Below are 14104 nucleotides of genomic sequence, written 5' to 3'. Positions count from 1 at the left end.
ATGGTTACCATTCTCCAACTATATAATTATCCTAATTAAACATGAAAAAAAGCTGACACTGAAATATTTATGTTAAAAATACCTCTAAAACAGAGAAACAAATACTAAAACCCTATTAGAATTGCCCTTTTAAATTGTCCTAAAAATCATTGCCTTCGAATAAAATGCAAGTACATTTGATAATTGGAGGCTATTTTATGGATTCTATATTTACCTATATCTTTTTAGGACTATCAATGGCTGCAACAATTGGACCTGTTAAGACTGTCCTATTAAATACAGGTTTAAAAAATGGCTTTTTTCATGCATGGTTTTTTAGTCTGGGTGCCATATTGACCGACATTATATATATGTTTATCGTATATTTGGGAATTGGACAATTTATCAATTCCATCTGGTTGAAAGCAATACTTATGCCTAATACCTGTCATTTGTAATATGATTAATCAACAGCTTTTCCACTTGTGATTTAAGAGCTTGATTTGCATAGCGGAGTACTACATCATTACCTGCAGTGGCAACTTGCACGTCACTAAAGTATTCATCTACTGGTTGCCAACCTACAACTCGTATACGTTTTTGTGCCAGTTCTCGTTTGAGGTTAAAATATTCTTGTCTTAGATCCTTTAGCAATGAATCCATCATTGGAAGAAATACCGTTTTCATTTTAAACTGCTCTAATTTACAATAGTCAACCTGCAATGATTTAACTGCTAGCTCTAACAAAAGATACTTATGAAGTAATTGTCTTTCGTCGGCTTTAATCATAGTAATCAGCATCCAGTTGGGCTGATTGAATACTTTGGATTGGAATACTTTTCGTTTTAAGTAGTGTTTCAAGTATGAGCTCATTAGTATTCATCGATTTAATTATTCCAGTCCATTGTGTAATTTTGTAGTTCTTCCACACTTCTAATTTTATCTCCAATTGCTGATTAAAAGCTTGATCAATTGTTTTTTGTAGTTCTTCCAGTTCCCACTCAGTCAATTCTCTTGGCTGTTCTGTACGCTCCTGTTTATATTCTCTAAGAAGCTCTAGATGCTCTGGCAACATCATCGATGCCCATTTAATATTACCTCTGTCCTGTATCATTCATAAATCACTCCTATGCCAAATGACCACCAACTAGGCGATCTCGATTAATAGCTGTACCAGCTTTTGTGAAAGACACTGCTCTTAATATTGATGTTGCTCCAAACCGATTGCGTATGGCATCCATAGTAGGTCCTATGACTTGACGTTGTGGTTTGCGTTCGTCAAATAAATCTAATTGGATACTATGCTCTCTCTCTAAGTTGGCTATTCGGACAGATAACTGTCGAGCTGGTTCCCCTGCAAAGTGTTCATCCAGTAATTCAAGGCAAGTTTTATACATTACAAGGGTTTCACTTGTCGGCACTGCAATTGTTTTAGACCGATGGAACCCTTTGGTCATGGCGTTTCGACTATAAGAAAGACCTAAGCTGATTGTACGGCCAACAAACCCTGCATCACGTGTGCGTTTCATTACGTCTTCGCACATTTCTAGGAGCACTACAGAGATTTCTTTTCGTGTGTGATAATCCCTCATCAGCATTTGGCCCTTCCCAAAACTTAAAGTGCCGTTTGTTATTAACGGCTCCCCTAATTTGGATAGATCTATTCCCCACGCATGATAATAGAGTTGACTGCCCATTACACCAAAGCGCTTTTCTAATTCTTTTAGATCTGTATTAGCCAAACCACCAACTGTTTGTATTCCCATAGCATTTAGATTTGCTTCCATTCGTTTTCCTATGCCCCACATTTCGGATAGAGGTCGTACAGGCCATAATTTCTTTGGAATATCTTCATACGTCCATTTAGCAAAGCCTGTTTTCTTTGCTTCAAGGTCTAAAGCTAATTTAGCTATTAACATATTTGGCCCCATACCTACTGCACTAGGTATATTAAATTGGTCAAGAATAGCCCTTTGTATTTCCTTAGCTGTTTCTTCAGGCGAACCCCAAAGCTTTTCAGTGCCGGTTAAATCAACAAAACTTTCGTCAACACTATACACATGTATAGCATCAACTGGTACGTAATTAGAGATCAATTTTGTAATCGTCATTGACATTTGAATAAAGAAACTCATTTTAGGCTCAAACAATCTAATGTCAGGGTGTTTAGGTATTTCATAACGACGACTACCAGTTTTGATATTAAATTTTTCTTTCATTAAGGGGGAGGCAGCAAGCACTACGCTACCTGGTTGGTTAAAGTTTGCTACTACTGCAACTGGCGTTTTTAAAACATCTAGCCCATGTAACATCGCTACGATACTGGCGTAAAAGCATTTCATATCGATACACATAATAGGTCTATTGGGCATACTTTCATAATTCATACAGCTTCACGCCCTTACTAACAAAAGGAAAGGAATAACGACTAGAACATTACTGATCAAAAAAGTACGTTTTGCATGTCTTGTAAAACAAAATGCTTGAAATGAATTACTAACAATTTTAATGACTTTTACACGCCTTTTTGATACGGAACCACCTTTTGCTACATACATCATGTTCACAAATTGTTTGCGCTGCATAGCTTTAATCAGTTGCCCTATCATCTTAGTTTCCTCCCACTATCTCTCGAAATTTCATCAATAATAGCTGTGTATTATTGATATTTTTTATTGGCACATTAATTTTCCCTTTACCTATCATACGTAAGAACATTTGTTTGTATACATTCTAGAACAAATGTTTGCATTTTAACAAGATTAAATTTTTGGAAACAATAAAATACCAGGTACTCAATGGCACTAGACTTACCACTGTCAAGTAGACGTGAAACATTATAAAACAAATAAAATTAATATCAGCGGTATTTCGTTCTTTTTCTCAAGCTATTGCAACTTAACGAAAAACTCCCTTGCTTTTGGGACTGGTTCCCTATTGCCTTTTTCTTATTCCAGTTGTTAAGTACGGTTGACGAAAGCCTTAATGTACTTAATTACTTCACAGTCAATGCATTATTTGATACAACTGCTATTCTGGAAGGCGAAAACTATTGGTGGAAGCTAATCATTCTTTTAGGTATTGGTATAGTTGTTTATATAGCAAGTCTAGAAGTATTTAAACGAAAAGACCTTCCGCTTTAATTTTCATGAAACGAGCTAACGAATAATTAAATTCACAGGCTCGTTTTTTGCTTTTTTTCTAAAGTGAAAATGTTATATATCTCCGTTTACAAAAATGGATTCTTATAAAAAAACAAGTTTCGTGATAATAAAACCGTTTAAATCATAAAATAATAAAGTCATTTAAAATTAAATTGTCGACGATGCTATTCAACAAACGAGGAAGGAACTGTTAGGGAACTGAATCTGAATGAACTTTGGGAGGTCTGAAATTGTCCATCGAGAAAATTCTATCGATTGTGGCCGTATTGTTCTTTTTGAGTTATTTCATTTTTTTTCTCATACTTCACTTTAAGAAAACAGGCTATCATCCTCTTCGACATGCTGTAAGTGATTACGGTGTAGGTGCTACAAAAAATTTATTTTTAATTTACGCTTGGTTCAGCAACTTAGGGGCATTGTCACTTGCTATCGTGTTGTTAAATGTAAAAGATCGCTTCTCCATATCCTCATCCATGCCAATTTTAATCATTCTAATGGTCATCTCCCGTATCCTTATGTTATTCTTTCCAACTGACCTAGAAGGAGAAAAACTTACGGTTCGAGGAAAACTCCATTACTTATTTGCTATTCTTGCGTTCACTTTTTCCTATATGGTCATTAATCGTGGAGGAAGTCAGTTGAAATTACTGGAGGACTTTGAAAATCTAAATCTATTTTTTTACATCATAACCATGGTTTCTTCTATCTCACTTGGGGCTGTTATTGTAACGATGTTCAAGCCGTTGCGATTTATCTTTGGGATATGTGAGCGAGTGTTCCTGTTGTCAATCAACATTTGGTTTATTGTCGTAAGCATCTGGTTCGTTTACCTTCTATGATAAATGAATGAAGGTTTTTAACAATTAAACAAACATGCGTGATTGTTGCATAATGATTGGGTTTTTAGTCTTGGAGATGCTTTTGTTGAAAATTACAAAAAAATTAAAACCGATCCCCTAACATACCGAGGATCGGTTTTTTCTACGTTAGTAGCTACTTTTAACAATAAGCTAATCCGTTTTTTATCTGTTTGCTATTGTCTTCGATGGAACTTTTCCTTCATTACTGGCCAGGCTGCGAGTACGACACTACCGGGTTGCTCAAAATTCCTAATAACTGCAATGAGTCTTTCAAGATATCTAAACCTTCTAGCATGGCAAACAGCTTGCGTAAAAGCATTTCATGTCAGTGTCCTTATGCGGTAGATTGTCGTAATTCATATCACCTCACGCTTTCGATGTGTAACGGGCATTATTGCTAGAACATTGTTAATAATAAACGTACGCTTTGCCTGTCTCGTATAGCAAAATGCTGTAAAGGAATCACCAACGATCTTTATGATTTTTACACGCCTTTTCGTAATAACACCCGACTTGGCTACATACATCATGCTAACTACTTGTTGACGCTGCATTACTTTTATTAACTGTTCTTTCATCCTCGTTGCTCCTTTTTACTAACTCTGTTATATACAGTGAGCACAACAGAGCCGTTCTTTAAACGAACGAAAGTTCGTATTCACATTATACGCACATATGTTCTTAATTAGAAGAGAGAATTTCAGCTAATTTTTAAGGAGGGCAATAAAGTGGGCGTTCGTGTAAGCCTAAAATAGCTTTGTACATATTCTGTGCTTAAGATATGTATTGAAAATTAATTAGAAAGGATGTAATTATTAGCTCGAATATTGACTATACTTCGTCATCAACCGAGTTCACTTCAGATGTAAATGACAATACTCTTTTCAAAAAAGATGATCGGAATTTTATTAATATTTTAGGTGTAGAACAACTAAATACGTTAGAAAATATATCTTTGCTTGATATTTTTCTAAGTAGAAATAAGGTGATAGAGCCTCACTATCATCAAAATGCAGCAGAACTTATTTATTGTATTTCTGGTGCTGCCATTGTTTCTATATTTAATCCTTTTACAAAAGAGTTTAAAAACTATCCTATCGAGCCTGGCCAAGTTGCCAATGTACCACAAGGATGGTGGCATTATGAAATAGCTACTGAGAATGACACGCATTTATTGGCTATTTTTGATGCTCCAACTCCTGATGTTATTTTAGGTTCAGATATTTTGAAATTTACACCTTCCAATGTTATGGCTCACACTTATTGTTTAGATGAAAATCAGTGGAAGAAAACAATCGCGCCTATTGTACCATCAACATATATCGGTCCACCTAAAGACTGTAACCGTGTAAAATCAACCTCTGAAAAGCAAAAAGATCAAAAGGAGCAAAAAGATCCCCATCATAAACATAAAAATAAGTATAGACCTTCACAATTTATGAACCCATATCCGCCATATCACTATCCAAATATGAATCCATATATGAATCCTTATGGCTCATATTATTAAGCAATAGTGGATGACTCATAAGCACTACACCTTTCATGGCATAAAAATAAATAAAAAGGAAAATCTAATTTTAAGTCATAGCTTCGTTATTACTAAAAGAGGTGTAGAAAATGGAATTATTTCCAGTGATCCATACGAATTTTTGGGATGCTGTAATAGCCGTTCCAGCTGTGTTACTGATTACACAGCTCATTAAGGTGTTTATGCATGTTCAGCCTAAATATGTTCCCGCAATCGCCCTTGCTATTGGCTTGATTATTTCAATTTTCATTAGCCATAGACATAATCTTATTGCAGGAATATTTATGGGCTTTTTTTATGGTTATGCAGCTATTGGAAATTTTGCTGCATTAAAAACAACCATTAATAGCTTTAAAAGTAAGAAATTAAAGGAATAAACCTTTCAGCTTATCTACAAATAATGTGTAACAATAACAAAGGTTGATTTTCACTCCGAGTTGGCACTGATCCGATCAGTTTTCTCTTGGGTTTAAGCAGCGTGTCCTTTGCTAATCGTTTTCGCATGAACTACACAATGTCACAGATGAGCCCCTGGAGCACAAGCGAACCGACTCATAGCGATTAACCCTTTTATTGTAAAAAGTGATTAGAATTTCATTTATTAACACATCCTAATCTCAAGTAAATGAACGAGAACATGAGTTAGGAAGTGTAACTATGGAATTAGTAAATGAAAATCTAGCATCACTACGCTATAGAGAAATTTTTAAAATATGGACACAGATTGGCGTTAATAATGGCTATATAGCTTCAAATCATGCATTTTTCAAGCATGCCATTGATAAAAAATTAAAGGCTATTATCGTAGATTTTGTGCAATGTTTAAAAGAGGAAAATAAACATCTAACAGTGTTATTAAAGGAAAACGGGGTACTTGCTCCTACTACTTCAATCGACTACAGACAATTGAAAATGGGCAATATCCGAGGAAAAAAAGCCATTAATGATACAGAAATTAGTGCCATTTTATCGATGAATATAGCTTCTTCACTTATTTCAGTTAGCCAGGCTTTAGAAATATCCGTTAAGAAGAAGCATACTGCAAAATATGGAGAACTTCATATGAGGTATGCCATACTTGGTGCAAAGCTAGTGCGACTCAGTAATGACAAAGGCTGGCTTCTAGCTCCTACTAAGACTGTAATGTAAGAAGCTCTCATTTGACAACGAGAGCTTCTGTGTTTTTACCTTGTTATCGACTTCTCACGAACAACAGCTTGTACCACTGATTCACAAGGAACGGTAGCACAGACAAGCTATAAATAAAGCCTAATTGTGCGGTGCTTAATGTGGCAACCTCAAACACACTTGTAAGCATTGGAATAAACAATACTGCGTGTAAGCTTAAAAAACCGATAAAGAATGCAAGCCAAGTATATTTATTCGAAAATAGTCCAATGGCGAAGATCGATTCTTTAGCTCTGGAGTTGAAGCCATGCACTAATCGTGACAAACATAATGTCGTAAATGCCATAGTGCTCGCCGTTAGGGTATCTCCCGTTGACAATCCGATTTCAAAGGCAATAGTTGTAGAAATGGCAATTAGCAATCCTTCGAGTACCACTTGAGTAGTAAATGCTTTGTTTAATAATGGTGTATGAATATTTCGGGGCTTGTCCTTCATTGTTTTTTTGTTATTCGGCTCTAGACCGATTGCAATCGCCGGTAAACTATCCGTTAGTAAGTTAATAAATAATAGATGCACAGCCGCAAAAGGAACTGGTAAACCTAATATTGTTGCATATAAAACAACAAAAATGGCACCTGCATTCCCAGATAATAAGAACAAAATAGCGTTTTTAATATTCGTATAGATACTCCTACCGTTTGCAATAGCCTTAACAATCGTTGAAAAATTATCATCTGTTAGTATCATAGAAGAGGCATCCTTAGCGACCTCTGTGCCGGTAACGCCCATTGCCACACCAATGTCGGCCTGTTTTAGGGCTGGGCCATCATTAACACCATCTCCTGTCATGGCAACGACATGTCCTTTTTCCTGCCACGCTTTAACGATACGAATTTTTTGAGCTGGTGTTACTCGGGCATAAACAGAAAAATCATTAACCTTTTCTTGAAGCTGCTGATCTGTTAGGCCTTCTATTTCATGCCCTTCAATCGCTTCAGAGGGATCATTTAAAATCCCGATTTGATTGGCAATAGCGGTTGCCGTAATTTTATGATCCCCTGTAATCATCACCGGTTTGATACCAGCCTTTATACACTTTTCCACTGCACCTTTAGATTCTTGTCTTGGCGGATCCATCATCGCGACTAAACCAACAAATATTAAGTCTTTTTCAGCTCTTGCATCAATTGCTTGATTTTCCTTTACCTCTTTGTAGGCGACTGCTAGCACCCTTAACCCATTCATAGAAAAATCACGATTTACCGCTTCGATTTTTTGACGTTGTTGATTTGTAATAGTAACTATACCTTTTGAAGTTTTTATTTTTATAATTTTAGGGAGAAGGACATCTAATGCTCCTTTTGTAATCATGATAGATTGCTGATTGATAGTATTTACAGTACTCATGAGCTTTCTATCTGAATCAAAAGGTATTTCGGTCACCCTTGGATAATGATCTCTTATCTGGATTTCGTCAAAACCATATTGCTTTCCTAGTTTTACGAGTGCAATCTCAGTAGGATCACCGAATTCCTTATCGTCCCTTCCTACAGCATCATTACATAATATTGCCTTTAACATAAGATCTTTCTCAACTGCATTTCCAGTGTGTAGCTGATCATGTGGAATAACTTTTTCATCCACATATACCTCTTGTACAACCATTTTATTTTCAGTTAATGTTCCTGTTTTATCTGAACAAATGACAGATACACTGCCAAGACTTTCAACAGCATAAAGCTTTCGAATAATGGCATTTTCCTTTGCCATTTTTTGTGTCCCAAAAGCTAGCACAATGGTAACAATGGAGCTTAATGCTTCTGGAATTGCTGCGACGGCAAGTGAAACAGCAAACATAAACGATTCTACTAGCGCACGCCCTCTAACAAGGTCAATCACGAGAATGGCTAAACAGATTAACGTAATCCCTAAAGCTAATTTTTCTCCGAAATGATCCAAACTTACTTGTAAAGGTGTTTTCTTTTCTTTTGCAGTATCAAGTAAATTTGCAATTTTGCCGATTTCCGTTTGCATCCCAATAGCTGTAACCATGACAATACCTCGACCTGTCGTCACAAAACTTCCAGAATACACCATATTCCTTTTATCAGCAACTGTTACATTGCCTTCCTTAATAGGATCGATACTTTTCGCTACAGCGATTGATTCACCTGTCAACGAGCTTTCATTGATATGCAAATTATGACTTTCTAATAATCTCCCATCTGCATTTATATAATCGCCGGCCTCCAAATACAGAAGATCCCCAACGACTATATCTTCTGAAGAAATCTCTATGAGTTGATTATTTCGCATTACTTTGGCAATCGGAGAGGTTAAGGCTTTTAAATTATCCAAAGACTGTTCTGCCTTAATATGCTGTACAGTTCCTAGGATTGCGTTCAATATAACGACAACCATAATCACAATCGTGCTTCCTACTTCCCCTAATAGAAATGAAACGAAAGCAGCGATGATTAAAATAATGACTAATAAATCTTTAAACTGCCCAAAGAAAACGGCGAATGCACTTGTTTTTTTTCCTTCCTTTAATACATTATAGCCGTACACTTCTTGCCTCTTTTGAACGTCATAATCACTCAATCCTTGATCTGTCACGTTCAAATTTTTCATAACTTCAGCTGATGATTGTTGATGATAGTCTGACATTCGATTCCCCCTCCAATTGAAATTATTAAGTAACTCACAGCAGCCATCTTATCCCGAATTCCTTCTCACTGACTGGATTCAGGAGAAAATACTGTTATTAGTTAATACGTTAGATTCCCAACAGTAGACCCCTTTGAATTATCTATCTTAGGCAGAGAGAAACTTATATATCCTAAAAATAGTGTTGAATCATCAGACTCTCTATCTACTCGAGCCCCTAAAATACTTTAACTACAACAATCTATTCCTTGTCCTATTCCAGTATGATAATAATCGATATAGAAATTAAATATTTATTTGATAGGTAAACATATAAAATGGATTCTGTATTATATTTATGGAAATTCCATCAATTTCCGAACAGCAGTACTCGTACTACTAAGAAATTAAGAACTTTATTACATCAAAAGTTGAAGGGCAAATAACAAACGATCATCGCTGATAAAAGAGCTAGAATCGCTGATAAAACCTCTGCGTTAAAGCACTCGAGAGATTGAAGTGACCTCGAGGATATAATGTCTTAGATTAGAGAAAACTCTGCCCTTGATTATCCACAACTTAAAACTCTACAATTTCCTTATCGAGTAGGAGGTGCCTTGCACTTGGCTAACACTACTTCTATCTTTGTGACTGACTGGTACCAATTAGATTATGTCCATGCTAGGCGTACAACTAAAAAAACAGCTTGCGATTACAAACTGTTTTCTCTAGATATTATTAATATAATTTTTTAGAAGACGAGTTTGATTAAAACAATGAAGAAACCTGAATACATTTTAATCGAGTTGTTCTAAAAATATTTGAATTTCATGTGCCATAGGTTCAGCTTTTTCATGATGTATGTAGTGCTTAGTGTTTTCATAAACTACTTGCTTCGTATTTGTAGATAACCCCAATAATTCTGTTTGTGTTTGTGACCAATTTTTATAGCCATTATTTGTTGCACTAAACAAAAGTAATGGAATATCTCCTAGGGTCCCATTTTGTAATATTATTTCTCCATTAGAGCTCATCTCTTGTATTTCGTTCTCCATTGTAGAATTGTTCATATTTTTTATGGCCATGATTTTTTTTATATCTTGTAAGTCCTTTGGTAAATTATCAATATCAATGAAAACCTTATCTAGGACTCCTGTTTTAGATATTGCATTAATTAGTCCTATTTCACCGATACCCTTTATCGTATTCCAACTAATTTTTTTAGTGAATGTATATTGAAAGTTCTTTGCGTATGTTGGACTAATGCCATCAATAAAAACAAGCGCTGTTATTTCTTGCGGGTAACGCTGTGCATAACGTATTGTTTCTAAGGCCCCCATAGAATGGGCCACTAGCACATAAGGAGGAGCCTCATTTACTCTTTGAAGCGTTTCTCGTAATTCATCTACCATTGTATCAATATTGCGATCGTCAGCTGTTTTATCGCTCCAGCCATAGCCAGGACGTTCATATAAAATGATTTCATATTGGTCCTTTAATTTACTATATAGAGGATAGAAATCAGCATAAGGAGAAGTCGTTCCACTGCCAGGTAGCAATATGATTCTAGAATTACTTTTTGATGATTCACCCGTTTTATAAACATGAATAGTATGTTGATTAATTTCTACCATCTCTCCAGGTATTGGGTAATTACTCATGTTATTCATCTCCATTTTATACGTAATCCTTGTTACAAGCAGCAGTATTGCGATGATGAACAAAATAATAAAAAGTTTTTTTCGCACAATTTAACACCTCCTTAGTTCCATTACGCCCGTACCCGATTGGCTATCCCCAATTGGTTCATCAGCTAATAATAACTTTGGCGAATTAATCAGCACTCTAGCAATAACTACGCTGTATTAATTCAGTTAAAAGGAAATTTTAATTTTAAACAATTAGTTCTTAAGGGACATCATTTAATGAATTACATAGGGGAAAACACTTCAAGAAATGTGAGCATGGGGTGTTCATAATGATTAACTATTTTCACTTAAAAAAGCTAAGAGAAGTCTATCACTTTTATTAGTTAGTAAAATTATTTATGTATAAAAATATACTAAGGGCATTTGAATATAATTACTCAAAATGGGCCCCTTGTAGTGTGTGAATCCTCTTCATATAAAATAATAGCACCCACATTTCGGTAAAGCGTCTGGTCAATCGTTGCGACAACTTTCACATTTGATTCTTTAAATTCCGTTAAATCTATCTGCATGTATTTACCAACCTCCTCTAAACTTACATTCTATCTCGCTATATAATTGTCCTTCTTTTACAGTAGTATTTTCTGGATATTTTCAACCAAAAAATGCACTCTAAAAGTTCGTCACCATAACGTGGTTGATTGCCGTTTTGACTGAGCGCTTTCCCGGGGGCATCCACAACATGATATTGGTCACGAAGGCGTTATCACAGGACGTGATAATTTTAGCCTTTGTTCCTCTTTATTGCTGACCCCAGGGATTATCGCTAAGCCTCCACTTCAATCAACTTTTCACATGACATACGTTTTCGCAAAATGCTTAATGATAGGCCAAATTTCATCGGAAATTCTAGCTATTACTTGATTTCTGTTCCGACTGAGCGCTTTCCTAGACGTTCGATGAGCCACTCTAATTATTGTGAGCCGATTTCAGCCCTAGCTCAGCCTCATGTGAAACTGGCGCTCTTTTTAGAGAGAAAATAGCACAGCCTAGCGCACATAAAACTAAAATGACACCGAAGCTAGATAAATGCATAGCAGATCCTGTAACAGTAAACATAGCCCCACCAACAGCTGAACCTATGGATATACCGATTTGTAATGCAGCCGTATTTAAACTTTGTTGAATATCAGATGTTTTTGGATCAGTCTGTATTAAATAATTTTGTAATGGCGGTGTAAGAGCCCAGCTAAGTGCACCCCATAAAATTGTTACGACTAAAAAGAGTGGTAACGCAACAATCGTGTAAGGAATACTAAATAATACAACGGCGAAGGTAGATACAATCAATAGAATGGCTTTACCAGTACCCATTTTGTCACCTAGCCAACCACCGAGAGCATTCCCACTGACAGACGCTATTCCGAAGATTAGATAACAGATACTAATCCATGAGGCACTCATATCAAATGCTTCTACTAAAAATGGAGTTAAATATGCGTAAAGCATATAGTGACCTGCCAGCATAAATAGTGTTGTTAATTGTGCACTTAAGATTTTTAAATTCGCTAATGATTTAATTTGAGCCTTTAATGGAACCACTTCTACAACAGGCATTTTTTCAAGCAGTAACGCAATAAGAATCATAGATACAGTTGAAAGAAGCGCAATTCCTAAAAACACAGCTCGCCATCCAAATGCTTCAGCTACAAATATCCCCATTGGGACACCGATGACAAGTGCCGAACTGACACCTACGAAAACAAGCCCTAAAGCTTTTGCACGATGTTTTGGTTCAACAATTTTTGTTGTAATCGTTAAGGATAAAACGATGACCAATGCGGTACTCATCGCCGTGAAAATTCTAGCAATCATGACGATCGAGAATGTCGTACTAAAATACGTCATCAGATTACCTAAAGTAAAAATAAATAAAGAAATAAGATAAAGGCGCTTCCTTTCCACTTTTGCGGTTAATGATAAAAGGACAGGAGCAGATATTGCATAGACAAGAGCAAATATGGTAATTAATTGTCCCGCAGTTGCTAAGGACACATTTAAATCCTCTGCAATTGTTGGTAATATACCACCTACAATTAATTCCACCAATCCTACTGCAAAGGTAGTAACGGCAAGAATATATACTCTCCAATTCATAATAATCACCCTTCTGTTACACTTTCATTTTTGTAGAGAGGTATCAATTTATGCCTCAGCATAATTGCGTCGGAATCGGGTTGTGCATGTACAAAGCCGATTCTGTGACATCCACCAGAGGCATTAACTTCTTTCAGCGGATGTTTTTTGTACCGAAAGCGTAGCGCGACAGGTACAGATGTTTGGACACCGCTGAAAAGTGACTTAAAACCGCATTCATCTCACCACTTACTTTTGCTGAAAGAAGTTAAAAGAAAAAATCCTGACTACAAAAATAAAGCAAAATTTTTGTAGTCAGGATTTTATGGTTCCTGGTAGAGACCCTCAATCCATATCATTGAGGTTATACAGATCAAATATTTACGTTAGCTATATTAGCATATTGAATTTTCCATGACAACATTTATTTCATAAAATCGATTTACTATACCTTTCAATCATTGACATACAAACGCTTACCGAATAAAAAATCATTTCAAAAGAGAGAAGTTTTAGATTTTACTTATATTTTTTTATGTTTGACCATACATACTAATATAACAGAACATTGCGAGGTGATTGTTTGCGTATAGTAGGTTTAGTATGCTATTTTTTATTGTTGTTTTATGGTGTAGAACCAGTAATAGAAGGGCTCTCAATCGATAAACAAGCAATCATTTCTCCTAGTCTCAGCAAACAGCAAATCCCCATAAGAGAAACCGTTGAAAATTCAACAGTTTGTGTCTATTACCCCACTTATAAAGTTTGTAAAGAGTTATCAGCCAACTAAAAAAGTGGAAAAAGAGGCAACACAAGCGGAGGGCACTGAAAAAGTCTATATCTTCTCACATCGCGAGGTATTTAACGAGTAAATCGTTGAATACCTCGCTTTTTTCATTTGGCACTGTTGACTCTACTGTTGTTTTCCGAAGCATTCCGCTCGCTTTCCGCGGGCGAGCGCCGAGCCTCCTCCTACGCTTCGCTTCGTGCGGGGTCTCGTCTGTCTC

At 36.0% G+C, this 14104-nt stretch carries 14 protein-coding genes and 1 riboswitch; of the genes, 5 read left to right on the top strand and 9 right to left on the bottom strand.

Translation table 11 applies throughout. The annotated features are described in order from the left end of the window. Positions 1-197: 197 nt before the first annotated feature. On the top strand, positions 198-437 hold the full coding sequence (locus tag PVA17_RS22500) for a LysE family transporter (RefSeq protein ID WP_274069034.1): 240 nt from the start codon (positions 198-200) through the stop codon (positions 435-437). On the opposite strand, the gene PVA17_RS22495 is transcribed toward PVA17_RS22500, so the two are convergent. Genes PVA17_RS22495 through PVA17_RS22480 form a run of 4 tightly spaced genes read right to left on the bottom strand, consistent with a single transcriptional unit; the run spans position 418 to position 2588 of the window. Then, positions 418-768, bottom strand: coding sequence for a YhjD family protein (locus PVA17_RS22495; RefSeq protein WP_248716187.1), 351 nt, complete (start codon positions 766-768; stop codon positions 418-420). The genes PVA17_RS22500 and PVA17_RS22495 overlap by 20 nt on opposite strands. Further along, a complete protein-coding gene (locus PVA17_RS22490) occupies positions 761-1093 on the bottom strand; it encodes a YolD-like family protein (RefSeq protein WP_132361024.1) in 333 nt (110 codons plus the stop codon). Before PVA17_RS22490 ends, PVA17_RS22495 begins: the two co-directional genes overlap by 8 nt. Before the next feature lie 13 nt (positions 1094-1106). Beyond that, positions 1107-2366 (bottom strand): Y-family DNA polymerase, encoded by a 1260-nt coding sequence (locus tag PVA17_RS22485; RefSeq protein ID WP_274069033.1) that lies wholly within the window; start codon positions 2364-2366, stop codon positions 1107-1109. A gap of 6 nt (positions 2367-2372) precedes the next feature. Continuing rightward, positions 2373-2588 (bottom strand): transcriptional regulator, encoded by a 216-nt coding sequence (locus PVA17_RS22480; protein WP_274069032.1) that lies wholly within the window; start codon positions 2586-2588, stop codon positions 2373-2375. A 785-nt stretch (positions 2589-3373) separates the two neighbouring features. On the opposite strand from PVA17_RS22480, the gene PVA17_RS22475 reads away from it, so the two are divergent. Continuing rightward, a complete protein-coding gene (locus PVA17_RS22475; protein ID WP_274069031.1) occupies positions 3374-3982 on the top strand; it encodes a DUF998 domain-containing protein in 609 nt (202 codons plus the stop codon). A gap of 377 nt (positions 3983-4359) precedes the next feature. Here the strand turns inward: PVA17_RS22475 and PVA17_RS22470 are convergent, their stop codons facing one another. Continuing rightward, positions 4360-4581, bottom strand: coding sequence for a transcriptional regulator (locus tag PVA17_RS22470; protein ID WP_132361034.1), 222 nt, complete (start codon positions 4579-4581; stop codon positions 4360-4362). A 236-nt stretch (positions 4582-4817) separates the two neighbouring features. On the opposite strand from PVA17_RS22470, the gene PVA17_RS22465 reads away from it, so the two are divergent. The 3 genes from PVA17_RS22465 to PVA17_RS22455 all read left to right on the top strand — a co-directional run bounded on the left by PVA17_RS22465 (position 4818) and on the right by PVA17_RS22455 (position 6683). Beyond that, the gene (locus PVA17_RS22465) at positions 4818-5513 is read left to right on the top strand and encodes a cupin domain-containing protein (protein ID WP_132361036.1); all 696 of its coding nucleotides are present in this window, start codon (positions 4818-4820) and stop codon (positions 5511-5513) included. A gap of 110 nt (positions 5514-5623) precedes the next feature. Further along, positions 5624-5911, top strand: a complete 288-nt coding sequence (locus PVA17_RS22460; RefSeq protein ID WP_274069030.1) for a hypothetical protein — start codon at positions 5624-5626, stop codon at positions 5909-5911. Positions 5912-6191: 280 nt separating this feature from the next. Then, the gene (locus PVA17_RS22455) at positions 6192-6683 is read left to right on the top strand and encodes a DUF3231 family protein (protein ID WP_132361040.1); all 492 of its coding nucleotides are present in this window, start codon (positions 6192-6194) and stop codon (positions 6681-6683) included. Positions 6684-6726: 43 nt separating this feature from the next. Here the strand turns inward: PVA17_RS22455 and PVA17_RS22450 are convergent, their stop codons facing one another. The 4 genes from PVA17_RS22450 to PVA17_RS22435 form a co-directional block, all read right to left on the bottom strand. Then, the gene (locus PVA17_RS22450; protein WP_274069029.1) at positions 6727-9333 is read right to left on the bottom strand and encodes a cation-translocating P-type ATPase; all 2607 of its coding nucleotides are present in this window, start codon (positions 9331-9333) and stop codon (positions 6727-6729) included. Positions 9334-10109: 776 nt separating this feature from the next. Further along, complete coding sequence (locus PVA17_RS22445; protein ID WP_274069028.1) at positions 10110-11060, bottom strand: alpha/beta hydrolase; 951 nt, start codon at positions 11058-11060, stop codon at positions 10110-10112. A gap of 338 nt (positions 11061-11398) precedes the next feature. Then, positions 11399-11533 carry a hypothetical protein gene (locus PVA17_RS22440; RefSeq protein WP_274069027.1) on the bottom strand — a complete coding sequence of 45 codons (135 nt, stop codon included), beginning with the start codon at positions 11531-11533 and terminating at the stop codon, positions 11399-11401. Between the two features lie 397 nt (positions 11534-11930). Then, positions 11931-13118: an MFS transporter gene (locus PVA17_RS22435; protein ID WP_132361046.1), complete on the bottom strand. Its 1188-nt coding sequence runs from the start codon at positions 13116-13118 to the stop codon at positions 11931-11933. A 271-nt stretch (positions 13119-13389) separates the two neighbouring features. Continuing rightward, positions 13390-13489, bottom strand: a riboswitch (purine riboswitch). Positions 13490-14104 lie beyond the last annotated feature (615 nt).

Source organism: Lysinibacillus sp. CNPSo 3705, assembly GCF_028674935.1.
Classification (GTDB): domain Bacteria; phylum Bacillota; class Bacilli; order Bacillales_A; family Planococcaceae; genus Lysinibacillus.
This window is presented reverse-complemented; position numbering and strand designations above follow the sequence as displayed.